The sequence below is a fragment of the Shimia biformata genome (assembly GCF_016888515.1).
Classification (GTDB): Bacteria; Pseudomonadota; Alphaproteobacteria; order Rhodobacterales; family Rhodobacteraceae; genus Shimia_A; species Shimia_A biformata.
Genome location: NZ_JAFEJK010000001.1, coordinates 2,417,914 through 2,443,775, shown reverse-complemented (window position 1 = coordinate 2,443,775; position 25,862 = coordinate 2,417,914). Strand labels below are relative to the sequence as shown.

24 protein-coding genes are annotated in these 25,862 nt (G+C 62.5%); 14 read left to right on the top strand and 10 right to left on the bottom strand.

Annotated elements, in window-relative coordinates; genetic code table 11:
• The first annotated feature begins 29 nt into the window (after window positions 1-29).
• The gene (locus tag JQ863_RS11945) at window positions 30-2,369 is read left to right on the top strand and encodes a DUF4962 domain-containing protein (protein WP_204114489.1); all 2,340 of its coding nucleotides are present in this window, start codon (window positions 30-32) and stop codon (window positions 2,367-2,369) included.
• 226 nt (window positions 2,370-2,595) lie between these two features.
• Here JQ863_RS11945 and kduD read toward each other — a convergent pair whose 3' ends face one another.
• From kduD to JQ863_RS11925, 4 genes are all read right to left on the bottom strand, one after another.
• The gene (gene kduD, locus JQ863_RS11940) at window positions 2,596-3,321 is read right to left on the bottom strand and encodes a 2-dehydro-3-deoxy-D-gluconate 5-dehydrogenase KduD (RefSeq protein WP_204114488.1); all 726 of its coding nucleotides are present in this window, start codon (window positions 3,319-3,321) and stop codon (window positions 2,596-2,598) included.
• Window positions 3,318-4,142, bottom strand: a complete 825-nt coding sequence (gene kduI / locus JQ863_RS11935) for a 5-dehydro-4-deoxy-D-glucuronate isomerase (RefSeq protein ID WP_204114487.1) — start codon at window positions 4,140-4,142, stop codon at window positions 3,318-3,320. The genes kduD and kduI overlap by 4 nt, the downstream gene beginning before the upstream one ends.
• 12 nt (window positions 4,143-4,154) lie before the next feature.
• Window positions 4,155-4,466: a cupin domain-containing protein gene (locus tag JQ863_RS11930; RefSeq protein ID WP_204114486.1), complete on the bottom strand. Its 312-nt coding sequence runs from the start codon at window positions 4,464-4,466 to the stop codon at window positions 4,155-4,157.
• Between the two features lie 291 nt (window positions 4,467-4,757).
• Complete coding sequence (locus JQ863_RS11925; RefSeq protein ID WP_204114485.1) at window positions 4,758-5,468, bottom strand: GntR family transcriptional regulator; 711 nt, start codon at window positions 5,466-5,468, stop codon at window positions 4,758-4,760.
• A gap of 244 nt (window positions 5,469-5,712) precedes the next feature.
• Between JQ863_RS11925 and JQ863_RS11920 the strand changes: the two genes are divergently transcribed.
• A complete protein-coding gene (locus tag JQ863_RS11920; protein WP_204114484.1) occupies window positions 5,713-6,561 on the top strand; it encodes an MBL fold metallo-hydrolase in 849 nt (282 codons plus the stop codon).
• Window positions 6,562-6,591: 30 nt separating this feature from the next.
• Here JQ863_RS11920 and JQ863_RS11915 read toward each other — a convergent pair whose 3' ends face one another.
• The 4 genes from JQ863_RS11915 to JQ863_RS11900 all read right to left on the bottom strand — a co-directional run bounded on the left by JQ863_RS11915 (window position 6,592) and on the right by JQ863_RS11900 (window position 10,320).
• A complete protein-coding gene (locus JQ863_RS11915) occupies window positions 6,592-7,059 on the bottom strand; it encodes a MarR family winged helix-turn-helix transcriptional regulator (RefSeq protein ID WP_204114483.1) in 468 nt (155 codons plus the stop codon).
• A 126-nt stretch (window positions 7,060-7,185) separates the two neighbouring features.
• Window positions 7,186-8,253: an AbrB family transcriptional regulator gene (locus tag JQ863_RS11910; protein ID WP_204114482.1), complete on the bottom strand. Its 1,068-nt coding sequence runs from the start codon at window positions 8,251-8,253 to the stop codon at window positions 7,186-7,188.
• A gap of 129 nt (window positions 8,254-8,382) precedes the next feature.
• Entirely contained in the window at window positions 8,383-9,828 is a 1,446-nt protein-coding gene (locus tag JQ863_RS11905) for a sulfatase family protein (protein ID WP_204114481.1), read from the bottom strand.
• Between the two features lie 3 nt (window positions 9,829-9,831).
• Window positions 9,832-10,320 (bottom strand): MarR family winged helix-turn-helix transcriptional regulator, encoded by a 489-nt coding sequence (locus JQ863_RS11900; RefSeq protein ID WP_204114480.1) that lies wholly within the window; start codon window positions 10,318-10,320, stop codon window positions 9,832-9,834.
• A gap of 167 nt (window positions 10,321-10,487) precedes the next feature.
• Between JQ863_RS11900 and JQ863_RS11895 the strand changes: the two genes are divergently transcribed.
• From JQ863_RS11895 to JQ863_RS11875, 5 genes are all read left to right on the top strand, one after another.
• A complete protein-coding gene (locus JQ863_RS11895; protein WP_204114479.1) occupies window positions 10,488-11,393 on the top strand; it encodes a Bug family tripartite tricarboxylate transporter substrate binding protein in 906 nt (301 codons plus the stop codon).
• 68 nt (window positions 11,394-11,461) lie between these two features.
• Window positions 11,462-12,004, top strand: coding sequence for a hypothetical protein (locus tag JQ863_RS11890; protein WP_204114478.1), 543 nt, complete (start codon window positions 11,462-11,464; stop codon window positions 12,002-12,004).
• Entirely contained in the window at window positions 12,004-13,602 is a 1,599-nt protein-coding gene (locus tag JQ863_RS11885) for a tripartite tricarboxylate transporter permease (RefSeq protein WP_204114477.1), read from the top strand. Before JQ863_RS11890 ends, JQ863_RS11885 begins: the two co-directional genes overlap by 1 nt.
• Window positions 13,599-15,113: a sulfatase-like hydrolase/transferase gene (locus JQ863_RS11880; RefSeq protein ID WP_204114476.1), complete on the top strand. Its 1,515-nt coding sequence runs from the start codon at window positions 13,599-13,601 to the stop codon at window positions 15,111-15,113. The genes JQ863_RS11885 and JQ863_RS11880 overlap by 4 nt, the downstream gene beginning before the upstream one ends.
• Before the next feature lie 10 nt (window positions 15,114-15,123).
• Window positions 15,124-16,254, top strand: coding sequence for an alpha-hydroxy acid oxidase (locus JQ863_RS11875; RefSeq protein WP_204114475.1), 1,131 nt, complete (start codon window positions 15,124-15,126; stop codon window positions 16,252-16,254).
• A gap of 23 nt (window positions 16,255-16,277) precedes the next feature.
• Here JQ863_RS11875 and JQ863_RS11870 read toward each other — a convergent pair whose 3' ends face one another.
• On the bottom strand, window positions 16,278-16,985 hold the full coding sequence (locus tag JQ863_RS11870; RefSeq protein WP_204114474.1) for an FCD domain-containing protein: 708 nt from the start codon (window positions 16,983-16,985) through the stop codon (window positions 16,278-16,280).
• Between the two features lie 290 nt (window positions 16,986-17,275).
• Between JQ863_RS11870 and araD the strand changes: the two genes are divergently transcribed.
• The 6 genes from araD (at window position 17,276) to JQ863_RS11840 (ending at window position 24,068) form a co-directional block, all read left to right on the top strand.
• Entirely contained in the window at window positions 17,276-19,006 is a 1,731-nt protein-coding gene (gene araD / locus JQ863_RS11865) for an L-arabinonate dehydratase (RefSeq protein ID WP_204114473.1), read from the top strand.
• Between the two features lie 9 nt (window positions 19,007-19,015).
• The gene (locus JQ863_RS11860; RefSeq protein WP_204114472.1) at window positions 19,016-19,798 is read left to right on the top strand and encodes a phytanoyl-CoA dioxygenase family protein; all 783 of its coding nucleotides are present in this window, start codon (window positions 19,016-19,018) and stop codon (window positions 19,796-19,798) included.
• Window positions 19,799-19,817: 19 nt separating this feature from the next.
• Window positions 19,818-20,537, top strand: coding sequence for a ribonuclease activity regulator RraA (locus JQ863_RS11855; protein ID WP_204114471.1), 720 nt, complete (start codon window positions 19,818-19,820; stop codon window positions 20,535-20,537).
• Window positions 20,538-20,644: 107 nt separating this feature from the next.
• A complete protein-coding gene (locus JQ863_RS11850) occupies window positions 20,645-21,547 on the top strand; it encodes a 5-dehydro-4-deoxyglucarate dehydratase (RefSeq protein WP_204115148.1) in 903 nt (300 codons plus the stop codon).
• Between the two features lie 75 nt (window positions 21,548-21,622).
• Window positions 21,623-22,570, top strand: coding sequence for a formylglycine-generating enzyme family protein (locus JQ863_RS11845; RefSeq protein ID WP_204114470.1), 948 nt, complete (start codon window positions 21,623-21,625; stop codon window positions 22,568-22,570).
• Window positions 22,571-22,841: 271 nt separating this feature from the next.
• A complete protein-coding gene (locus JQ863_RS11840) occupies window positions 22,842-24,068 on the top strand; it encodes a mandelate racemase/muconate lactonizing enzyme family protein (protein WP_204114469.1) in 1,227 nt (408 codons plus the stop codon).
• Window positions 24,069-24,087: 19 nt separating this feature from the next.
• On the opposite strand, the gene JQ863_RS11835 is transcribed toward JQ863_RS11840, so the two are convergent.
• Entirely contained in the window at window positions 24,088-24,795 is a 708-nt protein-coding gene (locus tag JQ863_RS11835) for a GntR family transcriptional regulator (RefSeq protein WP_204114468.1), read from the bottom strand.
• A 118-nt stretch (window positions 24,796-24,913) separates the two neighbouring features.
• On the opposite strand from JQ863_RS11835, the gene JQ863_RS11830 reads away from it, so the two are divergent.
• Complete coding sequence (locus JQ863_RS11830; RefSeq protein WP_204114467.1) at window positions 24,914-25,795, top strand: SMP-30/gluconolactonase/LRE family protein; 882 nt, start codon at window positions 24,914-24,916, stop codon at window positions 25,793-25,795.
• Window positions 25,796-25,862 lie beyond the last annotated feature (67 nt).

Below are 25,862 nucleotides of genomic sequence, written 5' to 3'. Positions count from 1 at the left end.
CCAGGATTTGCCCGAACCAAGGACACAGGATGCCCACGCGCCCGAAACCCGATGCGACCGCCTATCTGGATGAACCACGCGCCGGGCGTCTGAACATCCAATACGCGCCGGAAAGCACTGACAAGCTGGTCGAGAATCCGCCGCGTTTCACCTGGCTTCCGGTTGTCGAGGAAGACGCCCGTTATGTGCTTCGCGTGTCGCAGGACGCCGCGTTTCCTGAACAGTCGACCCGGCTTTTTACCGATATACGCGTCAACTTCCTGACCCCGGATGTCGTTTTCGAGGCGGGCAGGTACTTCTGGTCCTATGCGCTTTGGGATGCCGCCGCCGAAAAACGGGCCAGCGACTGGAGCAAAACCCGCAGCTTTGATCTTGCGCCCGGCCTGCCAGAAGTGCCCCTGCCGACGCGCCCGCATCGATTTGCCTCTGCGTCGAAGGCGCATCCCCGGCTGTGGCTGGACGAAAACGGCATCACCGCTTTTCGCCAGGAACTGGCCCGCGACCCCGACCACTGTGCCTGGGCTGCGTTCTTTGACCAGTCCGTCATGCCCTGGATGGCGCGCGACATCATCGCGGAACCGGAAGGCTACCCCGACGATACCCGCGTCGCCAGCATCTGGCGCCAGACATATATCGAGTGCCAGGAACTGCTTTACGCGATACGGCACCTGTCCATTGGCGGTCGGATAACTGACGACGACAAGATGACGTGCCGCGCCAGGGACTGGCTTCTGGCCGCGGCCAGCTGGTCTCCGACGGGCACCACCTCACGGGCCTATACCGACGAATGGGCGTTTCGCGTCACCGCGGCGCTGGCCTGGGGGTACGACTGGCTTTTCGACATACTCAGCGCAGACGAGCGGGACCTGGTGCGTGGCGCTTTGCTCGCGCGCACGAAAGAGATTGCCGACCACATCATTCACGGTGCTGGCATTCACCTGTTTCCCTTTGACAGCCACGCGGTACGGGCGGTTTCGGCCGTGCTGATCCCGGCTTCGATTGCCTTGCTGGATGATGTTGACGAGGCGCGCGACTGGCTGGACTACTCGATCGAGTTCTTGTTCACCGTCTACTCGCCCTGGGGCGATGATCAGGGGGGCTGGGCCGAAGGGCCGCATTACTGGACCACGGCCATGGCCTATCTGATCGAGGCCGCCAACCTGCTGAAATCCTATACCGGCCTGAACCTGTTTGACCGGCCGTTCTTTCAGAAAACCGGAGATTTTCCGCTTTATGCCAAGGCCCCCGACACGCGGCGGTTTTCCTTCGGTGACGACAGCACGCTGGGCGACCTGCCAAGCCTGAAGGTCGGCTATAACCTCCGCACCTTTGCCGGGGTGACGGGCAATGGCACCTATCAATGGTATTACGACGAAATCCGGCGCAACGACCCCGGCACAGAGCTGGAATTCTACAATTATGGCTGGTGGGATCTGCGCTTTGACGAGCTTGTGCATCTGTCGATGTGGCCAGTTGTCGATCCGGTCGTTCCGTCCGGAATAGACCGGCTGCGGTTCTTCGAGGACACCGGCTGGGCGGCGATTCAGTATCGCATGGACGACCCGTCCAAACATATCCAGTTCCTCATGAAATCCTCGCCCTTCGGGTCGATCAGCCACAGCCACGGGGACCAGAATGCCTTTACCATGTCGGCCTTTGGCGAAGACCTGGCGGTCCAGTCCGGGTATTACGTCGCTTTCAACAGCACCATGCATCAGGCGTGGCGCAGGCAGACGCAGTCCAAGAACGCCATACTGATCAACGGCAAGGGGCAATACGCAGGACGCGACAAGGCCCGGCAAATTCGATCGACCGGCCGCATCCTTGTCGCCGAAGAACGCAAGGACCACATCTATATCAAGGGCTGCGCGACCCCGGCCTATCAATCCATGACCCCGGAGGTGACCGCGGTAGAGCGCGAGGTCTATTTCGTGCGGGACAGTTATTTTGTGATCGTCGACAGCGTGGATGCCACAGCGCCTGTTGATCTGGATTGGCGGCTGCATACCAATGGACCGCTGCACCTGGGAAGCAACGCCTTTCGCTATACCGGAAAGCAGGCCGGATTCTATGGTCAGGTCATCTGGTCCGAGGCCGGCAGGCCCGCGATGAGCCAGACCCAGGGCTATGACGGGGTCGACCCCGCCGAGCTGCAAGGGTTGCCGGAAGGATATGTGCTGAACGCGCATTTCCCGCAGGCGACACGTCACCGGATCGTCACGCTGCTGGTGCCCTATCCCAGCGACGACCCGCGCCGGGTTTTCCACTTTCTGGACGACCAGGGCTATGACTGCGACATCTATTTCACCGACGCCGAGGAAAACGCGTTCAAGATCGTCGTGAAGAAACTGGCCCGCACCGGCATCTAGGCGTCAATCCCGACAACGCCACGTTGCGACTGCCGTTGGCCATGACTGCGCAATTCAAGTTGCGGGTTGATCCCAGTGGCTCATGCCACCGGATGCCGTATCCATCGGAGTAAACCGCAAACCGGTGTGGGTAAACACCACCCGTTGAGGGGGCGGTGACGGGCAGAGATCGCGCATTGCCCCCGGTTGGGGCCCGACACCTGAGAGGGCGCCGGGCACCGTTGGTTCAGCGCGCCAACCAGCCGCCATCCACGTTCAGGACGGCTCCGGTCACGTATTTCGACGCAGGTGCGGCAAGAAAGACAGTCGTTTCGGCGATATCCTCGGGGTCGCCCCAGCGCCCGGCAGGGATACGCTCAAGAATGGCCTGGTTGCGCACCGGATCGGCGCGCAGGGCCTCGGTGTTGTTGGTGGCGATGTAGCCGGGGGCGATTGCATTGACATTGATCCCGTTCGCCGCCCATTCATTCGCGAGGATCTTGGTCAGCCCGGCAACCCCATGTTTCGATGCGGTGTAGGACGGCACCCGGATTCCCCCCTGAAACGACAAGAGCGATGCGATGTTGACAATGCGCCCACTGCCCCTGGGCAGGGCGGCCTTGGCAAAGGCCTGGCAGGTAAAAAAGACCGCCTTCAGGTTCACGTCCAAAACATCGTCCCAGTCCGCTTCGGTGAAATTCACGCTGTCCTCGCGCCGGATGATCCCGGCGTTGTTGACCAGGATGTCGATCCGGCGATCGGCAAAGACATCGCTGGCCGCCATCGGGTCGGCAAAATCCAGCGTCATCGTCTCGGCCTTGTCGATCAACGCGGCGGTGTCATCGCAGGACCGTCTGCCGGCACAGATCACATGCGCGCCCGCGTGCCCCATTGCCACGGCGATCGCCTGCCCGATCCCGGTGTTGGCGCCGGTCACCAGTGCCGTCTGACCTGCCAGCGAAAAGGCCGTCATCGCAGGTCCTCCATCGCGACCGGGTCGACATCCTTGTAGTCGACATTGTCGCCACCCATGGCCCAGCAGAACGTATAGCTGCCCGTGCCCGCGCCACAATGGATCGACCAGGGCGGAGAGACGACGGCCTCTTCGTTCTTCATCACGATATGCCGTGTTTCCTGGGGTTGCCCCATGAAATGGAACACGCGGTTATCTTCGGACAGGTCGAAATAGAGATAGGCCTCCATGCGGCGGTCATGCAGATGTGCTGGCATGGTGTTCCAGACCGATCCGCCGTGGAACATGGTATAGCCCATGACCAACTGGCAGCTTTCCATCACTTCCGGATGGATGAACATGTAGATTGTGCGCTCGTTGGCGGTTTCGGCGGACCCCAGATAAAGGCTTGCCGCATCCTTCAGGGACACCAACCGGCTGGGCAGGGCCCGATGCGCCGGGGTCGACACAAGATAGAACCGCCCATTGCCGCCAAAAGTGATCGGACCGGCCCCCATGCCCAGATAGAGAATGTCGCCGCGCCCGAGCGTATGGCTTTCGCCGCCAGCGGACACCAAAGCGGGTTCGCCAATGTTCAGTATGCCCATTTCGCGCCGGTCGAGGATCGAAGCGGTCCCGGCCTCTTTAACCTCATCCAGCACCAGGTCCTTTCCGTCCGGCACGACTCCGCCCACGATCATGCGGTCGTAATGCGTGTAGGTCAGGTTTATGCAGCCTGCTTCGAACAGTCCTGAAACGTGGAAATTGTCACGCAACTGCGTGGTGTCCATAGCCTTGGTTTCCACCGGGCCTACGGCGTAAAGCGATTTGACGTTCAACATTTGAGTGGCCTTTCAGAGAAAATCGTCGCGACGGGGGGTAAAGCAATCCACCAGCGTGCCCGGTTCCAGGCAGACGCAGCCATGGACGGCTTCGGACGGGATTACGAAACTGTCGCCGGCTGACACTTCGGTCACCCGGTCGCCCACGGTAAAGCGGAAGCGACCGCTTTCGACATAGGTGGATTGCACGTGCGGATGGCTGTGCAGCGTGCCTTCGGCGCCTTCTTCGGCAAACCGGAAGGCGACAACCATCAGGTCAGGGTGGTCAGCCAGGACCTGTCGAGTGACCGCCGGGCCGGTGTCGACAATCTGGAATTTAGTCAAGGTGTTGATCCTTTCTTGCGTTGGTCATGTGTCAGGCACCGCGTCAAAGCGGCGTGTGCAGGCACAGGAATTGAGAGGTTTGGATGATCTCGTGTGCGACTAGTATGATAGTATACTAGTGTGCAGAAGAAAAGCCCGAACAGAAACTGGCATGGCCGCGACTGCGGGCACAGCGTTGGTCCCGCCCGCCGCATTCAGGCAGATGGGCAAACGATCGGGCTCCAGACTTTTATGAGGGGGGCAGTGTAGTGTCTTCACCCTGCAAGGCGCGATGGCGGCCTGCGTTGCCGTTCAGTCCTCGAAGAAATGCGAATGGCTTTCGCGCAGGGCCTTGATGGTGTCGTCCAGACGCGACAGGTGCCGTTTGCCAACTGCAGCCGCGCCTTCCGGGTCGCGGGCATATAGGCGTTCAAGGATTTCCTTGTGATCGCGCAGGACGTCGCGCAGACGCTGAAGCTCTTGTGACTCGTCGTCGGTCGCAAGGCTCAGGCGGCACAGCCGGGCCACTTTGGACTTGTTTTCCTCAATCGCTGAAATGACAAACTCGGCGCGTCCCACCCGGCACAGGGTCTCGTGAAATTCATGGTCCAGCTTGTTGAATTTTCTTGAGTTCTTGGCCTCAATTGCCGCTTCTTGCTGTTTGATGATAGCGTCCAGCCGCGCTTTGTCCTTCTCGTCCCACATTTTGGCGGCGCGCCGCAGAACCTCGACTTCCAGGGCCGAGCGAATAAAGCGCGCACGGGTGATATCTTCGGTCGAAAACAGCCTGACTTCCGTTGCCTTCTGTGGCCGGATCAGAAGCAGGTCAATGTTCTCAAGTCGGGTAAACGCATCCCGCACGGGTTGTCTGGATACGCCAAACTGCCTTGCAACCTCGGCTTCCGAGATTTTTGTGCCGGGCAGCAAGCGCAAATTGACGATCTCATCCCGAAGAAACTCGAAGATCGACTGGACACTGGTCCGGCGGTTGCCCAGTTCGATTGGTGGTCTCATATCGTCCATGCGTGCGGCTTTCTGTAATCAGGCTTGAGTTTAGTATACTAGTCTGCGGTTGGAAATCAACGTGTGTCGCCGCTTGTTGGGGCGGCCTTCTGTTAGCGTGTTTCTGCAAGTATAATGTTGACAATCACACGATAAATGCAGATTGTGACGGGTGTGTCTCGTATCGCGGACCATGCGCAGGCGTGACGTCTTGTTGTTGCCCGTGCCCCGGTCGGCGTGCGGCGGAGAAAAGAGAGGAAAAATCATGCGGTTGACGTTGCTTGGAACGGGCTCGCCTGAATCATATCTGCGGCGTGCCTCGTCGGGTTACCTTGTCGATCTGGGCGGGGAAACCATCCAGTTCGACTGTGGCGGCGGAAGTTTTGGCCGGATGCTAGAGGCCGGATACAAGCCGACTGACATCGACCGGCTGTTCTTTTCGCATCTGCACACCGACCACATGATGGACTACGCCCGCCTGGTGCATGCCCGCTGGGATGATGGCAGGGGCGAACTTCCGGTCCACGGACCCGCGCCCATCGGCACTATCACCGAGCGTCTGTTTGGCAGGGACGGTGCCTATTTCGCCGATCTCACCGCCCGCACGGAACATGAGCCGTCCAAGGAAATCTGGCTTGAGCGCGGCGGTTCCCTGCCGCGGCCCTGGCCGGCGCCCAAGGTTGTCGAGGAGCAACCCGGATATTCCGTTCAGGGCGAGGGCTGGACCCTGCGGTCATGCAAAGTGCCACATGCGCAACCCTTCCTGACCTGTATGGGGTATCGGGTTGATTCAGCAGGGAAATCCGTCGTCTATTCAGGCGATAGCGGGCCTTGCGATGCCTTGACCGAACTGTCCAGGGATGCCGACATCCTGATCCATATGTGCTTCAACCTCAGCCAGGAGGCCCGTGGACCGGAATGGCTCTGGGGATCGTCGGGGCACAAGGAAGTGGCGGCAACGGCGGCGGCGGCAAATGTAAAAACCGTCATTCTCACCCATTTCCGGCCCCACATGGATGCCGAGGGCATGCACGACCAGATCAAGGCGGAAATGTCCGAAATTTACAAAGGTGATATCGTCATCGGCGAAGACCTGATGACGTTTGACCTCTGACAGCATGTGCCGGGGCAGGGCGGTCGCGTGTCAGTCGCGCGGCCGCATCGCTGACAGGTTGTGGATGGCTTGCCACAAGCCCGGTTTCGCATCTTCGCCGATCGCGTCGTCAATTTTCTGGCGGCGTGCCTGAAACGCCGGCGCCAGTTCGTCCATCAGCGCACGCCCCGTCGCGGTCAGGGTCACCATTTTCTTGCGTTTGTTGGTGCCATCCTGCCGGTATTCAATCAGCCCGCGCGCCTCAAGGCCCGATGCAGTCCGGCTGATCTGTGCGCGGTCAACCAGCATCTGGCGGCTGAGGTCCGACAGCGAAATCGCCCCGAAAATCGAAGCAACCCGCATGACACGGTATCCGGTCAGGTTCAGATCGTGCCCCGAGACGATGTCCAGAACCTGATTTTCCAGAATCCTGTTCACAAGCGCAATTTGAAAGGTCAGGTTGCTTTCAAGCTCCCGGACCTTTTCAAGCCGCGCTTCCAGTTCGTCCGCTTCCTGCAATTCGGGTCTCCTTCCATGCCGGGCAAAATCATGCCGGGACACGGTTATTTGTGCAAAGAATCCTAGTGGCACGCGCCGGTTATGCAACCGGAATCGACCCGTGGCCATCCGGCGGGCGCAAACAGGCTAGTCGCCGCTCGGGGTGTCGAACCGCGCCGTCAGCCCGGCCACTGCGACGGCGAACAGGATGCGGAACAGGTGGTGGACCGAGACCAGAACCGGGCTGGCGCCGATGCTGAGGGCAATCAGGCTCATCTCGGTGACGCCGCCGGGCGAGAAACTGATCAGCAGCGTCTGGAACGAAATCGGGACAAGCGGCGCCAGCGCAAGCGACATCAGCGACGCGATTCCAAGGGTCACGGCAGTCGACACGGCCCCCAGCCCAAGCGCCAGCAACAGACGGCGCGGCGTGGTCGTGGAAAACCGGGCGCCCAGGCTGGCGCCGACAACCAGCTGCGCGGCGTTCAGCAGAAGCTGCGGGCCCTCGACATCAATGACACCCGTCGCCTGCATCCCCGCCGTCAGGATCAGCGGCCCGATCAGCGCCGCGGCCGGAAGCCGCAGCCTTTTGCCAAGGATCCCCCCGGCAAGCGCCAGCACCACGACCAGCGCCCAGTCCAGCCAGCCGGTCGCGGATGTCTCAAGTGTCTGACCGGCGGCGCTGCCGACCGCTTCCCCGGTGACGGCCAGAAACAAGAGCGGCACGGTCACGATCACCAGCACGATGCGGACGAAATGTTGGATCGACAGCGTGACGGTATCCGCACCGGCGCGTTCGCCGATCTCGACCGACTCGATCAACCCGCCGGGCATGGCGGCATAGGTGGCGGTGGGGCGGTCATAGCCTCCGAGGTGACGGAAGATCGCGTAATTCGCGCCAAGCGCCATCAGGACGAAGGCGACCATCGCGCTCAGGGTGATCGGCAGGGCCGGGGCAAGCGACACCACATCCGGGGTGAAGGTCGTGCCGATCATCGCGCCGATCATGCCGATGAAGATGGCGCGCAGCCGGACCGGAAACCCCATGGCCTTGCCGGTGCGTGCTGCCAGCGTCAACGCCAGCGCCGCGGTTGCGACTAGGCTGCCCAGAAGAAACGGGATCGGCAACCCAACCGCTTGGGCGACAAGCGCGCCCAACAGTCCGGTTCCAAGAAGCAGGGCCAGTTCGGCAGGCTGTCTCATACGCAGGTTCATGGGGTGCCGTGTTGGAAGGAAAGGCGCGCCCGGACCGGCAAAAGCCGGGGTTGGTCCGGACGCGGTAGGATCAGGGGCAGGCTGCCCGATCGGTCAGCCGGGATGTGCCGGCATGTGGCCCACGCCGTATCAGGTGGCCGGTGGCGGGGTTGCCGAGGGTGCGCCCATCGTGGCGGCGATGTCCCTGCCGCCATAGGCCGCGATCATCGCGTCCTGATCGGCAAAGGCCCGCGCGTTCGTGGTCTCGGGGTCGCAGATCCGCCGCATCTCGGCCTGCATGCGGGCCAGGTCTTCGGCATGGGCGGGGTCCTCGGCCAGGTTGACCGCCTCATCCGGGTCTTCGGCCAGGTTGAACAGCTCCGGGGCAAAGCCGACATATTCGATCAGCTTGAAATCCCCCTTGCGCAGCATGAACTCACCCGACACCGCGCCAATGGCGTGGTATTCGCTGAAAACCGCGCGATCGCGATCCTCATCCGCGGCGGCGATGTCATAAAGCGACTGTCCCGGCCGTGTGCCCGGCAGGTCGGCATCGAAGTGGTCGATGATGGTTTCGGATACGTCCAGAAGGCTGGTCGTGGTCGCGCAGGTGGGCGGGGGCGCAGCGTCCAGACAGGGGGCAGGGGCCACGATCAGCGGGATCGCGGCGGATTCCTCGTACATGTTCATCTTGCCCCACAGATCGCGCACCCCGAGGTTCTCGCCGTGGTCGCTGGAATAGATGATCGTCGTATTGTCAAACTGGCCGCTGTCGCGCAGCGCCTGCACGATCCGACCGACATTGTGGTCCATGTAGCTGGTCAGCCCGTAATACGAGGCAATGGCGACCTGGCGTTCCTCTTCGTCCTTCCAGCCGTCTTCGGCAACCATTGCGGCGGCGCATTTTTCGATCCACGGGTGTTGGACATAGCCGTCCCGTTGCCGCAGCTTGTCCGGCGGCAGGGCGTCCAGCGGGTAGAGGTCATAGAACTCTTGCGGCGCGATCAGCGGGTGATGCGGCGCCACCAGCCCGACATAGAGGCACCAGGGTGCGGCGCTGTCGCGGGTCTCGGACAGCCAGTCACAGGTGCGGTCGGTGACGGCGCGGTCATATTTGGTATAGCTGCTTTCGCCGGGGCCGATCACGTCCCCCATCATGCGCACGTGCTTGTTGTAAACCCGTTCATCCTCGCGCCGGATCGACCCCCACACCATCCCGACGCCGTCGGCCACGTGCATCGGGATGTGCTGCATGTCGAACCCGGTGTCGTCACCATCCTTGCGATAATGCAGCTTGCCGATCGATTCGACGCGGACGCCCTTGTCCTGCAGCGCATGCCCCCATCCCCGGGGTGTTCCGGTATAGGGCATCGCGTTGTCCCATTTGGCGATGTCATGCACATATCGGCCGGTGGCAAAGGCAGCGCGGGCGGGAACGCAGATCGGCGACGGGGTGTAGGCGTTGGTGAACCGCGTGCCCCGCGCGGCCAGCGCGTCCAGATTGGGGGTTCTGGCCACCGGATGGCCAGCGCATGACATGGCGGTTGCCTGGTGCTGGTCTGACAGGATGACCAAGAGGTTGGGCGGGTTCTTCATCAGCTACTCTTCTTCCAGATTGGGAATGGGGACGTCGAAGTCAGTCTTTTCCGCCGCTTCGGCCATCACCCTGATAGCCTTGTAGATAACGGCTTGCTCTTCCTCGGTAAGCCCCGCCACTAGGTGTTTCTGGCGCGCGTCAAGTACGGGTCCAAGACGGTCATGGGCCGCGTATGCCTTCTTGGTCAGTTCGATGACATGCTGGCGTTTGTCGTCATCATAAGGGTGCAGCACGACATAGCCTTTTTCTTCAAGCGCACTCAGCATCTTGCTGAACTGACTCTTGTCGATGCCGGTTGCCTTGCGCACCGGGGTGGTCGTGTTTTCGATCCCAAGCGCAACAACGCGGACAATACGCCACTGCGCGAGGTTCAGATCGCCATAACGCGAGACGATTACCTTGGCCTGCGCGTTCAATGCCGAGTGAAGCTGGGCGATCTGAAATGGCAGAAGCAGGCCAAGGCCAATCGCGCTGGAAGGTGAATTCGTCATTGTCCAAAATCCCTCATTCCATTGGATTTTTGTCAGTTTGGTGGAAAAGTCAACAAGAACGTTGACTTTTCCACCTTATTGAGCGACAAGTGACGTTGAGGAATTTGCGCGTCAGGGAGGAAACCATGAACAAGTTTTTCAGATTCGCGGCTGTTGCAGCTGCCGCAATGACTGTGTCCACAGCCAGCCTTGCGGCGGACTGGTCACCACCCGGACCTATCAAGATGGTCATCGCCTTTGCCGCCGGGGGCGGCGCCGACACGCAGGCGCGGCTGATCGCCGAAGAGCTTGAGGCACGTCACGGCTGGAAGATCATTCCCGAACAGGTCACCGGCAAGGGTGGGCTGAACGCGGTCAACACCCTCAAGGACGGCGCGACCGATGGCACGGTCATCGGCATGATCGTCACCGAGACGCTGGGCTATAACATGGCGGCGGCCAAGGCAGGTCAGCCGACGGATGTGACGCCGATCACCACGACGGCGGGCACGCAGATGGCGATTGTGGCGCTGGCGTCGAAGGGCTGGAAAACCTTTGGCGACGTGATCGAGGCAGCCAGGGCAGGGGAAGATATCCGCTTTGGCGTGATGACCGGGATGCTGGGCGATCTGGCCTATGTCACGGGCAAGGAAAACGGCGTTGATTTCAACATCATCTCTGTGCGCGGCGGCAAGGCAGTCATGAACGGTCTGAATGCCGGCGACATGGACATCGGCTTTGGTGCCGGGATCCAGGCCAAGGCAGTGGCCGCCGGTGACATGGTCGAGCTGGCTTCGGCCAGAAGCGAGCCGCTGAAAGCCTCGCCGGATGCCCCGCTGCTGTCGGATTTCGGTGTCAGCTTCGTCAATGAAACGGCCTTTCTTTTCGCAGGCCCGCCGAACATGGACCCGGCCGCGCGCGACGCCATTGCCGCGGCCATCGCCGAGGTCGTGACCACCGAAGGCGGCAAGGCAAACGCGTTCATCACCAAGGGTTTTGGCGGCCCGGTCGTCATCTCGGGCGCCGAGCTGGAGATGGCCGTTCAGAAAGACTTTGACGCCTCGGGCGCATTGATCGCGGCAGCCGCCGAATAAGGCCAAGGGCTGCGTTTTCGGGCGGCGTTGACGCCGCCCGCTCTCTTCCGTCAACCTGTGAGACAGTTATGCGTAAACTCTCTGCCACCGTGGCACTGGGTCTGGGCTGCATTGCCTTTGGCTTGCTCATCGCCCTGATCTGGGTGCCTTTTGACACCGATACCGGCTTGGTCGAACGGTCGCGTGGGCGCTATATCGTCGGGGACAGCCTGGCGCCGACCCTGGCCGCCGTCTTTATCCTGCTGTCCGGGCTGATGCTGCTGGTCGAACGGCGCGACGGCGATGCGCGGCCCAGTCGCAACAACCTGATCTTCATCGGAGTCATGATCGCCTGCGGCGTCCTCAGCATCCTGGTGATGCGCTATAGCGGCCCGCTTGTCGCGCTGCTGTCGGGCGCGGATGAATATCGCCTGCTGCGCGACACGGCACCCTGGAAATACATCGGCTTCGTCCTTGGCGGGGTCACGATGATCTGCGGCATGATCGCCTTTGTCGAAGGGCGGTTCAGCTTGCGGGCCTTCTGGATCGCGCTGGCGGCGGTGGCGGGGATCATCCTGCTTTACGACGTGCCATTTGACGATGTGCTGCTGCCACCCAATGGGGATGTGTGATGACCGATCTTGGCGCAATTGACTACGTTTGGCTGGGCGTCCAGGCGGTCTTTCTGGGACCGGAAGCCTTTGTCCTCTTTGGTATCCCGGTTTCGATCACCCTTCTGATGGTGGCCTTCGGGCTGGTTCTTGGCATCGTGGTGGGCGCGACCCCCGGCCTGGGCGGGGTGATCGCCATGGCCATTTCCCTGCCGATCCTGATTTCGGTCTTCGGCTTCAATTCAGATGCATTGTTGCCGGTGATGGGGTTCCTGATCGGGGTGATGAAGGGATCGACCGTCGGCGGCGCCGTGCCAGCGATCCTGTTCAACACACCCGGCACGCCCGACGCCTTCATGACGACGCTGGACGGCTATCCGATGGCGCGCTCTGGCAAGGCGCGCAAGGCGTTGAAAATCGCCCATTTTTCGTCCGTCTCGGGCGATACGTTCTCGGATATCGTGCTGATCGTCTGCGCGCCGTTCCTGGCCATCATGGTCGAAGCCTATCTGGACCTGCCGGAAAAGACGGCGCTGTTGATCCTGTCTCTCAGTTTCATCGCCGCCGTGGTTGGCGGCTCGGCAGCGAAGGGGCTTCTGAGCTGCGGCCTGGGTCTTCTGGCGGTCTATATCGGCTCGGGAGAGGATTTCTATCCGCGCCTGAGCCTTGGCACCGACGCCTTGTCGGATGGCATTCCGGTGACCGCCGCCGTGATCGGCATCCTGGTCCTTGGCGCGATCTTCACCGAGTTGGAAGACCTCTGGCACCAGGCCCGCGAGTCCGGCCGGATCGAGGTGGCCAGGGACGAGGGGGACCAGCGGCTTCACTGGGCCGATATCCGGCGCATCCTTCCCTTTGTCGGGCGGTCGGCCTTCATCGGCACCGCGATCGGCGCGCTGCCGGGGATCGGCTCGACCCTTGCCGCGACGATTGGCTATGCCACCGGCAAACGGTTCTATGCCCGCAGGAAAGCCCCGGATGCCCCCGAGTTCGGCGAAGGCGCACCCGAAGGCATCGCGGCAACCGAGGCCGCCAACTCATCGGTGTCGGGCGCCAACCTGATCCCGGTCCTGTCGCTGGGCATTCCCGGAAACACCGCGGCGGTGTTCCTGATCCTTGCTGCCGAAAGCATCGGCGGCTTCAACCCCGGACCATCCGTGTTCAAGTTCTCGACCGACCTGAACCCGGAACTGGTGATCGCCTTCGGGCTGTTCACCACGATGATCCTTGCCAATCTGTTGAACTGGACCGTGGGCGGGGTGTTCATGCGGTCGCTGGGGGTGCTGGTGCGCATTCCCAAGCAATACCTGCTGCCCGTCGTCCTGCTGCTGACCCTGGCCTCGCTCTATGTCGAAGAGACCTCGATGAGTGCGATCTGGTTTGCCTTCGGGTTTGGCGTGCTTGGGTATTTCATGCGGCGGTTCGAGATTTCGCCCTTGCCCTTTGTCATCGCGTTTGTCCTTGGCGGACGTCTCGAAGACACCGCGCGCCAGGCCTTTTCCGCCACCGGCGGGGATCCGTTCTTCCTGCTCAAAAGCCCGGTCGCGGCCGCCTTCGTCCTGGGGGCCGTCGCGATCGTCTTCCTTTCACTTCGCAAACCAAAGGCAGCCCAGTCATGACCCGCCCCAATATCCTGTTCATCACGTCAGACCAGCAGCGCGGCGATTGCTATGGGTTCCGGGGCCGCAAGGTCCAGACCCCGCATCTGGACATGCTGGCCAGCGAGGGCACCAGCCTTGAAACCGTGGTCACGCCCTGCGTCGTGTGCCAGCCTGCACGCGCGTCGATCCTGACCGGGCTTCTGCCGCGCACCCATGGGGTGCATGACAACGGCATCGACCTTGACCCCGAGATCGGCGAACAGGGGTTTGCGGCCTCGATGTCCGCCGCCGGCTATCACACGGCGATCATCGGCAAGGCGCATTTCTCGACCTACCATACGTTCGGCGACAGCGACACGGCCGAGTCCATTCCCGGTTCGGCCAAGCTGCCCGAAGGCTGGCGCGGCCCGTATATGGGGTTCGATCACGCCGAGCTTGTCCATATCGGCCATAACTGGTGGCTGCCCGAAGAACCGCCGGGCGGGTTGGCCTATGAGGAATGGTATTACGCCGATGGCCGGGGCGAGCAGAAGAACAAGCTGTTGTGGGAAAGCCACCACGACCACAAGGACGCGCCCCAGGTCTGGTCGTCGAAACTTCCCGTGGCCTATCACAATTCGACCTGGATCGCCGATCGCGCGATCGACTATTTGAAACAGAAGGGGGATCAGCCGTTCTGCCTGTGGGTCTCTTTCCCCGATCCTCACCACCCGTTCGACTGCCCCGAGCCCTGGGCGTCGCTGCATCGCCCCGAGGACGTGGACCTGCCCGAACACCGCACCCGCGATTTCGAAGGGCGTCCGTGGTGGCACAAGGCTGCGGTCGAGACCAAGATCGAAGGCAAAGGCGCCGAGGTGCGCACATCCTATTCCCGCTACCCTGAAATCCCCGACGACCAGCTGCGCGAGGTGATCGCAAATACCTATGGCCAGCTGGCGCTGATCGACCATTCCGTCGGCCGCATCCTGGCCGAGCTGGAAACCAGCGGACTGGCCGATAACACCTATGTCGTCTACACCGCCGACCACGGCGACTGGCTGGGCGATCACGGGCTGGTCCTGAAGGGGCCGATGCCCTTCGAAGGGCTTTTGAACGTGCGCGCCATCGTCAAGGGACCGGACGTGCCTGCGGGCAAGGTCAGCCACGAACCGCTGTCGACGCTGGACCTTGGCGCGACCTTCATGGACTGGGCGGGCGTGGACAGCCTGATGCAGATTCACGGCCGGTCCATGCGGGACGTAATCTCGGGCGAGGGCACGCGCGATGCCGCATTCAGCGAATGGGAGCTTCTTCCCGGCCGCGTCGGTGTCGGCCTGTCGCTGCGCACGGTGCGCAGCCGCACCGCAAAGCTGACGATGGACCTGCAATCGGGCGCGGGCGAGATGTATGACCTCGAAAACGACCCGCAGGAACTGCGTAACCTGTTTGACAACCCCGACTTTGCCGCGCTGCAGGCGGAACTGACCGACATCCTGATGACCCGGCCCGATGACATGCGTCCGAACCAGACGCCGGTCGGCATGGCATAGGGAGGTCCAGATGCCCACGATCACCTGCGTCGAGGACTTCCGGCAGCTTTACAGGAAACGCGTGCCGAAGATGTTTTACGACTACGCGGAATCCGGCTCTTATACCGAAAGCACCTTTCGCCGGAACGAAGCCGATTTTCAGGACATCAAGATCCGCCAGCGGGTCGGTGTCGACATCACCGACATTGACACGAGTGCAACCATGGCCGGCGTGTCGGCCAACCTGCCGGTCGCCTTCGCACCGGTCGGCATGCTGGGCATCCAGAACGCCGCGGGCGAAATCAAGGTGGCCAGGGTCGCGCGGGATTTCGGGGTTCCGTTCATCCTGTCCACCATGTCTATCTGCTCGATGGAGCAGGTGATGGAGGCAACCGGCACCCCGTTCTGGTTTCAGCTTTACGTGGTCAAGGATCGCGAATTTGTGCGTGACCTGATCCACCGGGCCAGGGCCACCGGCTGTTCCGGCCTGGTGGTGACCATGGACCTGTCGATGCTGGGCCAGCGCCACAAGGACGTGAAAAACCAGCTCTCGATCCGTCCCAACCTGAAGAACATGCTGAACATTGCCACCAAACCCCGCTGGGCGCTGGAGATGGCAAGAACCCCCTACAAGAGTTTCGGAAACGTCATCGGCCATGCCAGGGGCATCGACGACCTCAGCAGCCTCTTGGTCTGGGCGGTCGAGATGGTCGACCCGTCGCTGGACTGGGACGATATCGAGTGGATCAGGAAGGAATGGGGCGGGCCGATCATCCTGAAGGGCATCATGGATGCCGCCGACGCCCGGGTCGCCGCAGATATGGGGATCGAGACAATCGTGGTCTCAAACCACGGCGGGCGACAGCTTGATGGCGCCGGAAGTTCGATCTCGCTTCTGCCCGAGATTGCCGATGCGGTGGGGGACCGGGTCGACCTGATGCTGGATTCCGGGGTGCGCACCGGCGCCGACATCTTCCGCGCCCGTGCGCTTGGCGCGTCGGGCGTCCTGCTGGGCCGAGCCATGGTCTATGCCCTTGGTGCGATGGGGCAGGCGGGTGTCGAAACCCTGCTTGCCATCCTGCAGAAAGAGCTGCGAACCACGATGGGGCTTGCCGGTAAGACAAGCACTGCTGCCATCGGCCGGGATGACGTCTATTGGTAGGCTTGCGACCGGATTTGGCGTCATCAGGGCTGTGAGAAATAGTCCGGGTACTGAAGCCGCAGCGTCTCGACCCGGCTGATCGTGCCGGACAGATGTTCCCGCATGGCCGCCGCCGCGCGCTCCGGGTCGCGGGCTTCCAGCGCTTCGATGACCTTGCCGTGATGCGTCAGGATCGTGGTCATTTTGCCCGCGACGGGAAGTTCCAGCCGCTGACACCGTGCCAGATGTCCCATCTTGCGGCGCACCATGTCGTTGACCCGACCCACACCCGCGCCCTCGAACAACGTGTCATGGAAAGAGCGGTCCAACTCGTTGAACAGTTCCATCTGATCCAGCTGCCCATCCAGCGTCGCTTGCATCCGCAGGATGGATTTGGCGCGGGCGATCGTGTCCTCGTGCCCGCCAAGCGCCAGCCGGCGCACAACCTCGCATTCCACGGCAACGCGCAGGAACTGGGTTTCGTGCAGCTGCACCACATCAATCCGCGAGACGGAGGTGCGGGATTGCGGAATGATCTGCACCAACCCGTCTTCCTCAAGCGCCTGCAACGCCTCGCGGACAGGGGCCTGGCTGACGCCGAAGTCGGCGGCAATCTCATTGCGGCTGAGGGGGGCGCCGGGAGGCAGGTCAAGGTTCAGGATCCGTTCGCGCAGGTCCTGATAGACCCGGTCGGGCGCCCCGCCTGACTTGGCGCCGCCAGTTTTGCCGCTGTTTGCGGGTGCGTGTGTCACTGTCTTTTGCATTGGATCCCACATGTGGTTCTGGCCGTGAGGATAAACAGTTGCCCGTCTGCGTCAACTAATATATTAGTACGATCAGCGCGCGGCAGCCGTCACATCCTTTGGAAGAGTGGTCCGGGCGGAAATATCTGGGGGAGTATCATGTTTATCAACGACTTGTGGGGCATTGTTGACGCAAATTGTTCGCGGGAATCGCTCCATCCGTTTGGATCCAGCCCAGCCATTTTGTCCGACATGCGGCGCGCCGCACCCGCGCTGACGTCCTGAGGGAGGGTCCGGTTTTGCCCAAACGTCCCGAGGATCTCCGCTCCGCCCGCTGGTTTGCCCCCGACGACCTGAGGTCGATGGGTCACCGCTCACGGGCCATGCAGATGGGGCTGGACGGGGCGGATTGGGACGGCAAGCCGGTGATCGCGATCATCAATACGTGGTCCGACCTGTCACCCTGCCACCACCACCTGCGCGACCGGGCCGATTATGTGAAGAAGGGGGTCTGGCAGGCCGGGGGGATGCCGGTCGAGATGCCAGTGCATTCCTTTTCGGAACAGTTCCTGAAGCCGACCTCGATGCTCTATCGCAATTTCGGCGCGATGGAGGTCGAGGAAACCCTGCGCGCCCATCCCTTTGACGGGGCGGTGCTGATGGGGGGCTGCGACAAGTCAACGCCCGCGCTGGTGATGGGGGCGCTCAGTGCAGGGCTGCCGTTCATCTTCCTGCCCGCCGGGGCGATGCTGCGCGGCAATTACGCAGGTCAGAAACTCGGCTCGGGCACCGATGTCTGGAAATACTGGGACGAGCGTCGCGCCGGCAACATCGGGGCCGAACAGTGGGACGGGGTGCAGGGCGGCATTGCCCGCAGCTATGGCACCTGCATGACCATGGGCACCGCCTCGACCATGATGTCGATCGCCGAGGGGTTCGGCCTGACGCTGCCCGGCGCGTCCTCCATCCCCGCGCCAGACGCGGGACACAAGCGCATGGCGGCGGCCTGCGGGCGGCGGATCGTCGACATGGTGTGGCAGGATATGACCCCGGACAAGATCGTGACCCCCGCCGCGACCGCCAATGCCACCGCCGTGGCCATGGCGACGGGCTGTTCGACCAACGCCATCATCCACCTGATCGCCATGGCGCGCCGGGCCGGGGTCGACTGGGGGCTGGACGATCTCGACCGGCTCGGGCGTCGCGTGCCGGTCTTGGCCAATATCCGGCCCTCGGGCACCGAATACCTGATGGAGGATTTCTACTATGCCGGGGGTCTGCCCGCGCTGATGAAGGAAATGGGCGACATGCTGGCCCTTTCCGCCCTGACCGTGAATGGCCGCACGATGGGCGAGAACATCGCCGATGCGGTCAACTACAATGACGACGTGATCCGCCCGGTCACCAATCCCGTTTATCACGAAGGCTCTTTGGCGGTTCTGCGCGGCAACCTCGCGCCCGATGGGGCGGTGATCAAACCCGCCGCCTGCGACCCGAAATTCCATGTTCACAAGGGGCCGGCCATCGTTGCCGACAGCTATCCCGCGCTGAAAGAGATCATCAACGACCCCGACTATCCGATGACCCCCGACCATGTGCTTGTGCTGCGCAATGCCGGGCCGCAGGGTGGGCCGGGCATGCCGGAATGGGGCATGATCCCGATGCCTCAGGCGCTGTTGAAACAGGGGCACCGCGACATGGTGCGGCTGTCGGATGCGCGCATGTCGGGCACCTCTTACGGGGCCTGCATCCTGCATGTCGCGCCCGAGGCTTTCGTCGGTGGCCCGCTGGCCCTGATCGAGACCGGCGACATGATCGAACTGGATGTGCCCAACCGCGTGCTGCGCGTCGATCTTTCTGATGACGAACTGGCCGCCCGCCGCGCCCGCTGGACAGCGCCCGAACCTCGTTACGAGCGCGGCTATGGCCAGATGTATACCCGCCATGTCGAACAGGCCGACAAGGGATGTGACTTCGATTTCCTGCGCACCGATTTCGGCGCGGCCGTCCCCGAACCCGACATCTACTAGGACCGTTCCATGCCCGAAGCCCTGAACCCGTCGCAGATCGCGTTCTTTGCCGAATATGGCTATCTCGTCGTGGAAAACCGCGTCCCGGCGATGGTCATGGCCGAGATCAGGCCCGAGATCAGAGCCGAAGTTGCGCGACTGCGCGATCCCGGCCCTGGCCTGTCGCGCCGTATCCAGCAGCCGCAAGCGCGGTCCGAGGCAATCGACGCGCTGATGCGGTCGGATCGCGTTCTTGGCCCGGTGCGTGACATTCTGGGGCCGGATGTGTGGCTTGAGGACGCGACACTGACCCTGAAACCGGCGGACAAGGGAACAGATATCCAGTGGCACCGGGATCAGGCGACGCCTGCCTATCACCGCGCTCTGGTGGTGCGCGTGTTCGTGGACGATCTGGGCCCGGACAACGGGCCGCTGATGGTGTTTCCGGGGTCACATAAAGGGGCGCTTGGTGATCCCCGACAGGGGGCGATCAGCGCGTTCGATCCTGTGGCTGCCGGGCTTGATCCGGTCGATGCCGTTGCGATGACCGGCCCGGCGGGGTCGATCACGATCCACCACGCGCGAACGGTGTATGGAGCGCTGCCCAGTCAGTCAGCGCGCGACAGCGCCTTCTTCAGTTTCAGGATGATGGCGGCGGATGACGTGCCACCTGCCAAGATCGACGAGGCGCTTGCAACAGGCGCCCTTGCCAGCCGTCTTCTATGCGGCCGACCAGATCGCACGCCGGTTGGCGGGGCGGTTCAGGCCGGTTCGCTCACCCCTTCCACCGCGCGTGCCCGGCACGCCTTTTGATGCAGAACGGAAGAACCCCATGACAGATGTTTCGAACGAAACCCTCGACAAGCTGCGCACCGTCAGCGTCGCCACACTTGCCACGGCGCTCTACAAGCGCGGGCTGCGCCATCAGGTGATACAGGACGTGCGCCCGGTGAAACCCAAGGGGCGCAACATGGTCGGGCCCGCCTTCACCCTGCGCTACATGCCCGCCCGCGAGGACCGCAACCAGCTGGTCGAGTTCCGCAACCCGGACCACCCCCAGCGCGTCGCGATCGAGACCTGTCCCGCCGGGCACGTGCTGGTCATGGACAGCCGCAAGAACGCAACGGCGGCCTCGGCTGGCGACATTCTGATCACCCGGCTGATGAAACGCGGCGGGGAAGGGGTGGTGACCGATGGCGGCTTCCGGGACGCGATGAATATCGGCGAACTGGACATGCCCGCCTATCATTCCCGCCCCTCAAGCCCGACCAACCTGACCATCAACGAAGCCATCGACATCAACGTGCCCATCGGCTGTGGCGATGCGCCGGTCTTTCCCGGTGATATCGTGGTCGGTGACGATGACAGCGTCATCATCATCCCCGCCCACCTTGCCGACGAGGTCGCGGACGAAGCGGTCGAGATGACAGCCTATGAGGATTTCGCGCTGGAACAGGTGCAGTCGGGCGCGCCGATCATCGGTCTCTACCCGGCCACCAAGGACGAAAACCTGCAGAAATTCGCCATCTGGCGCCGGGAAAACAACCGCTAAGGCCCCCCGGCGTCATCCAACCCAATTGCGGCATGAAACGCCGCGCGACCATCAAGGACCGTTGCCCCGGCGCGGCCCGAACCCAACAAAAGGAACTCTGACCCATGATCGCACCCAACGACCTGCGCGATATCATCCGCTCTGGCCTGTTGTCCTTTCCGGTAACGCCGTTTGACGACCAGGACCGATTTAGCCCCTCGGCATTTGCCGCCCATCTTGAGTGGCTGTCGCCGCATAAGATTGCCGGTCTGATCGTCGCTGGCGGCACGGGCGAGCTGTTCTCGCTGACGCCGGCCGAGGTGGTCGAGGTGGTCAAGACCGCGCGGGCGACCCAGCCCGGTCAGCCGGTGATTGCGGGCTGCGGCTATGGCACCAAACTGGCCTGCGAGATGGCGCAGGCGATCGAAGCCGCCGGGGGCGATGGTATTCTTCTGCTGCCGCATTACCTGATCACCGCGCCGCAGGCCGGGATCGAGGCGCATATCCGCGCCGTGTGCAATTCGACCAACATGGGCGTCATCGTCTATAACCGGGGCCAGTCGGTGGTTTCGGCTGAGACTCTGGCACGGCTGGCCGAGGATTGCCCGAACCTGATCGGATTCAAGGACGGTACTGGCGACATCGACACGGTCAAGCGCATCACCGTCGGGCTGGGCGACCGGCTGGCCTATATCGGCGGCATGCCGACGCACGAGCTGTTTGCCCAGGCGTTTCGCGGGGCAGGGGTGGATACCTATTCCTCGGCAGTGTTCAACTTTGTCCCCGAAACGGCGCTGGCCTTCCACGCGGCGTTCAAAGCGGGGGATGATGCCGCCTGTGACGCGCTTCTGCGCGAGTTCTACTATCCCTTCGCCCGCATCCGTGACCGCCAGACGGGATATGCGGTCTCGGCGATCAAGGCCGGTGTTGCGCTGCGCGGCTTCGATACCGGGCCGGTGCGGTCACCGCTGACCGATCTCACGCCTGAGGAACGCGAGATGATGGGTGCGCTGATCGAAGGGCGCGCCTGACGGTCCGCACAACCCGACCCGCCGCGCGTCGCCAACGGACTCGACGCGCGGCACGGTTTGGCATAGTCGATGGGCATGACCGACCCCTCGAAGCCCAGTTGCTGTCCCCCGGGTGGGACCAAGGACCAACCCGCACCAACAGATGCGGCGATCACACCGCGCCCGGACGGTATTTCCCTGCATGACACGGTCCCTGTTCCCGGCGGGCAGTCGCTTGTCGGGACCAATCGGCCCGAGATTTTGAATGACGGCGAAGACCCGATCCGCAAGAGCCGCGTCAAGCCGTTCCGCATCGCCACGACCACGGTCACCAACGCGCAGTTCCAGGCCTTTGTCAAAGCCACCGGCTATGTGACCGAGGCCGAGCGCTTTGGCTGGTCCTTCGTGTTCTGGGCGCAGGTGCCCAAGCGCGTCGGGCCGACGCAGGCGGTGATGGGTTTCGAATGGTGGCGCCGGGTCGACGGCGCGAACTGGCGCGACATCAACGGCCCCGAAAGCTTTGCCGAGGTCTGGCAACCGGATCATCCGGTGGTGCATGTGTCCTGGGCGGATGCGATGGCCTATGCGCATTGGGTGGGTGGCCGCCTGCCGACCGAAGCCGAGTGGGAACATGCCGCGCGTGGCGGGCTGGGCGATGTCCGGTTTCCCTGGGGCGACCGGGAACCCGATGACGATGCCTTCCTGCCCTGCAATATCTGGCAGGGTGCCTTCCCCGACCAGAACACCGCGGTGGACGGCTATGTGACCACGGCCCCGGCGCGATCATTCGAACCCAATGGCTATGGGCTTTACAACCTTGTCGGCAATGTCTGGGAATGGACGTCTGATCCGTTCCGCATCCGATCCCTGAAGAAAGCGACCAAGGCGCGGCTTGCCGCCATGAAGGGTTACAAGGTGTCAAAGGGTGGCTCGTTCCTGTGCCACAAGTCCTATTGCTACCGCTACCGGATCGCGGCGCGGTCGGGCAATTCGCCCGACAGCACGACCACCCACCAGGGGTTCCGGGTGATCTGGCCAGACTAATACGCCCCGGTCACAGCCGGACCGGGGCTTCGGCGCCACCCGACGTTTGGGCCATTGTTTTCAAACAACTTTCCCAACCACCGCCCGGCAGGGCGTTGGTGGTCTGTCGGTCGTTGCGGGGTTTCGGGTTGTGCAGCAAGGCGGAGGACTAGAGTGCTAAAGGGAAAAAATAATGTATGATTTGTGAAAATGAAGTGATATGTTGGCTGGGCGCTCGAATCGAGCAGACCAGACATGAAGGCACCCGGCATCAATGACAGTCAGCGACACCATGACCGATCAGGCGCACGCCACGCCAGACGCAACAATTGCATCCGCGCCCGCGCGCCTGGTCCGAGAGGGCGCACTGATCGCCGCGATCGTTCCTTTCAAGGTCAAGGTTGGCAATCGCACGCAGCTTCTGGTGAAAGTGACAACCGAGGACGGTCTGGAAGGCTGGGGTGAATCCGGTCTGACATCGCGCGAGGACGCGGTGATCGGCGCGCTGGGGGCGTTCTCGGAATTCCTGATTGGCCAGGACTCGCGCCGGATCGGACGGCTCTGGCAAGAGTGTTACCGCAGCCAGTATTTTGAAGGCGGGCGGGTGCTGACCGCCGCGATTTCCGCCATCGACATCGCGCTTTACGACCTGCTGGGCAAGCGGCTGGGTGTTCCGGTTCACCAGCTTCTGGGCGGCGCGCAGCGTGACCGGGTCGGGTCGTTTGCCACAAGCACCGCACGCAAGACCGATGAGGTGATCGCGGAAGTGAAAGAGCTGATTGCGGCGGGGTGGGACTGTGTCCGCATTGCGCCGGATTACGATGACGGCGATGTGGTGCATGACGCCCGGGCCTCGATCGCGCCGACCGTGGAAAAGCTCGGGGCGGTGCGCGCGGCCATCGGTCCTTCGGTGGGGCTGGGCATCGACTATCACCACCGTCTGTCCCTCGCCGAAGCCGCCCGGTTCTGCAATCTGCTGCCCGAGGCCACGCTGGATTTCCTTGAGGAACCCATCCGCTGCGAAACGCCGGAAAGCTATGCTGCCTTGCGCCGGATGACCAACGTGCCCTTTGCCGTGGGCGAGGAATTCGCGTCCAAGTGGCAGGCGGGGCCATTCATTGAGCAGGGGCTGACCCAGTTCATGCGGGTGGACATCTGCAATATCGGTGGCTTTACCGAGGCGATGAAAGTCGCAGGCTGGAGCGAGCGCCATTACATCGACCTGATGCCGCACAATCCGCTGGGGCCGATCTGCACCGCCGCGACCACCCATATGTGCGCCGCCGTGCCGAATTTCGCCTGGGTCGAGACCCGGCTTGATCCGATCAACACAAAGGGGCTGCAGGACACCACGATGTTCCCGGTGCAGGTCCGCATGGACGGGCCGTTCTATATCGTGTCCGACGCGCCCGGATTGGGGATCGAGGTCGATGAGGCCGCACTGAAGGCGGCCGGTGTCGCCGACCAGCAAGAGGTCCCGCATCTGCGTCACCCCGATGGGTCCGTCACCAACTGGTAACGGCGCAGATCAGCCCGGATCAGTGGTGTTCAGCTTCCATGGACCGTGCCACGCGCAGCTGATCGACCAGGTGGCGCCCGGCGTCGCTGATGTGTTTTTGCAGAACTTCGACCGCGCCCTCGACATCCTGCGCGCGGATGCGGTCGATCAGATCGCGGTGTTCCTGGATGATCGCTTCGCGGCGGCCAAGGGCGATTGGCACACGGGTGCTGATCGACGACATGATCTCGCGGTGCTGTTTCCAGACGTCATAGGCCACGCGATTGTAGTGGCGGCCATACATGGTCTCGTGAAAGGCGTCGTTCAATTCGGTGTGCCGGGGTTTGTCGGCAAAGTTCAGCTCTTCGATCTGTTGCTGGATGCGCTCAAGTTTTTCAACGTCTTCGGGGCTGGCCGTCTGTACGAACCAGCGCAGCAGATAGGGTTCCATCTGCAAGCCGACTTCGCTGACATCGCGGACAAAATCCATGTCGATGGGGCGGACCCTGGCCCCCTGATTGGGGGCGAACAGCACCAGGCCCTCACCGCGCAGCTGCTGCAGCGCTTCCCGCACGGGGTTGGTCGAGGTGCCATGTTTCTTGGCCAGTTCGCTGATCTTCAGCCGCTCATTGGCCTTCAGTTCGCCAGCAAGGATCTGGTGGCGGATACGTTCGTAAACGCCGCCGGATGAAAGTGTCGCCGCCCCGTCAGAGCCGGCCTTGGATACACGTACGGATGAGCCTGTCATGGCAGGATCATCCCATGATCAAGTCCGATAGTAAAGGATTTCCGTAATTGGGCATGAACTGAAATTGCATCACGATGTTTGATGTTATAAAAATAATGTATTAAACTTGGAGTGCCTTATGACGTACAACTACCAGGCCAGGCTGTGTCTCGACGCCGGGTCCATCTGCGGAGAGGGGCCAGTCTGGGACCACCGCTCGAAAAGGCTGTGGTGGGTCGACATCACGCGGGGGTGGTTTCATTACCTGGATCCCAAAAGCGGCGACACCGGGCATTTCGAAACGCCGCCGCTGGTCAGTGGCATCGTGCTGGCGGCGGACGGGGGGCTGATCGTGGCGACCTCGGCCGGGCTGCACCGTATGGACCCCGAAACGGGCCATTTGCGGTTTCTGCACGACCCGGAGCCGGACGTGCCCGGAAATCGCCTGAATGACATCAAGGTGGATCCGCGCGGCCGCCTGTGGGTGGGCACGATGAGCGAGGGCGCCAGGGCGCCCAGTGGCGCGCTATACCGCTATGACCCCGAGGGGTGTCGGCGGATGGCGGACGGGATGACCGTCACAAATGGCATGGGGTGGAGCCCCGATGAAAGCGTCTTTTACCTGATTGACAGCAAGCCGGCGGAAATCCTGGCCTTTGATGCCGACCCGGTCACCGGAACCATTGCCCGACGTCGCAGGTTCCTGCGATTTGACGACGGCAAACCGGATGGCATGTGTGTCGATGCCGATGGCACGCTTTGGGTTGCGATCTGCGACGCGGGTTATGTCGCGGGAATATCGCCCGAAGGTCGGATTGTCGCCCGGATCGAGGTGCCGGTCCAGCGGATCACAAGCTGCGCCTTTGGCGATGATGATCTGCGTACACTTTACATCACATCCGGCCTGTTTGGCCTGGATCAGGGACAGATGGCGGCCTATCCGACCTCGGGTGCGCTGTTTTCCGTCCGACTGCCTGTGCCCGGCGTCGCGCAGGTTCCAGCTGGCCCGTTGGGGGTCTGAGGACGCCGGGACGGGCGCTCCGGTCAGAGGATGCAAGACAGGAAAGAGGCGCCCGATCGGACGCCTC

Bases quoted from the DNA above. Each gene is read 5' to 3' on its own strand.
- JQ863_RS11945 (WP_204114489.1), top strand. From the start codon at position 30: ATGCCCACGCGCCCGAAACCCGATGCGACCGCCTATCTGGATGAACCA.
- kduD (WP_204114488.1), bottom strand. From the start codon at position 3,321: ATGACGGCCTTTTCGCTGGCAGGTCAGACGGCACTGGTGACCGGCGCC.
- kduI (WP_204114487.1), bottom strand. From the start codon at position 4,142: ATGTTGAACGTCAAATCGCTTTACGCCGTAGGCCCGGTGGAAACCAAG.
- JQ863_RS11925 (WP_204114485.1), bottom strand. From the start codon at position 5,468: ATGGACGATATGAGACCACCAATCGAACTGGGCAACCGCCGGACCAGT.
- JQ863_RS11920 (WP_204114484.1), top strand. From the start codon at position 5,713: ATGCGGTTGACGTTGCTTGGAACGGGCTCGCCTGAATCATATCTGCGG.
- JQ863_RS11910 (WP_204114482.1), bottom strand. From the start codon at position 8,253: ATGAACCTGCGTATGAGACAGCCTGCCGAACTGGCCCTGCTTCTTGGA.
- JQ863_RS11905 (WP_204114481.1), bottom strand. From the start codon at position 9,828: ATGAAGAACCCGCCCAACCTCTTGGTCATCCTGTCAGACCAGCACCAG.
- JQ863_RS11900 (WP_204114480.1), bottom strand. From the start codon at position 10,320: ATGACGAATTCACCTTCCAGCGCGATTGGCCTTGGCCTGCTTCTGCCA.
- JQ863_RS11895 (WP_204114479.1), top strand. From the start codon at position 10,488: ATGACTGTGTCCACAGCCAGCCTTGCGGCGGACTGGTCACCACCCGGA.
- JQ863_RS11890 (WP_204114478.1), top strand. From the start codon at position 11,462: ATGCGTAAACTCTCTGCCACCGTGGCACTGGGTCTGGGCTGCATTGCC.
- JQ863_RS11885 (WP_204114477.1), top strand. From the start codon at position 12,004: ATGACCGATCTTGGCGCAATTGACTACGTTTGGCTGGGCGTCCAGGCG.
- JQ863_RS11880 (WP_204114476.1), top strand. From the start codon at position 13,599: ATGACCCGCCCCAATATCCTGTTCATCACGTCAGACCAGCAGCGCGGC.
- JQ863_RS11875 (WP_204114475.1), top strand. From the start codon at position 15,124: ATGCCCACGATCACCTGCGTCGAGGACTTCCGGCAGCTTTACAGGAAA.
- JQ863_RS11860 (WP_204114472.1), top strand. From the start codon at position 19,016: ATGCCCGAAGCCCTGAACCCGTCGCAGATCGCGTTCTTTGCCGAATAT.
- JQ863_RS11855 (WP_204114471.1), top strand. From the start codon at position 19,818: ATGACAGATGTTTCGAACGAAACCCTCGACAAGCTGCGCACCGTCAGC.
- JQ863_RS11845 (WP_204114470.1), top strand. From the start codon at position 21,623: ATGACCGACCCCTCGAAGCCCAGTTGCTGTCCCCCGGGTGGGACCAAG.
- JQ863_RS11840 (WP_204114469.1), top strand. From the start codon at position 22,842: ATGACCGATCAGGCGCACGCCACGCCAGACGCAACAATTGCATCCGCG.
- JQ863_RS11835 (WP_204114468.1), bottom strand. From the start codon at position 24,795: ATGACAGGCTCATCCGTACGTGTATCCAAGGCCGGCTCTGACGGGGCG.
- JQ863_RS11830 (WP_204114467.1), top strand. From the start codon at position 24,914: ATGACGTACAACTACCAGGCCAGGCTGTGTCTCGACGCCGGGTCCATC.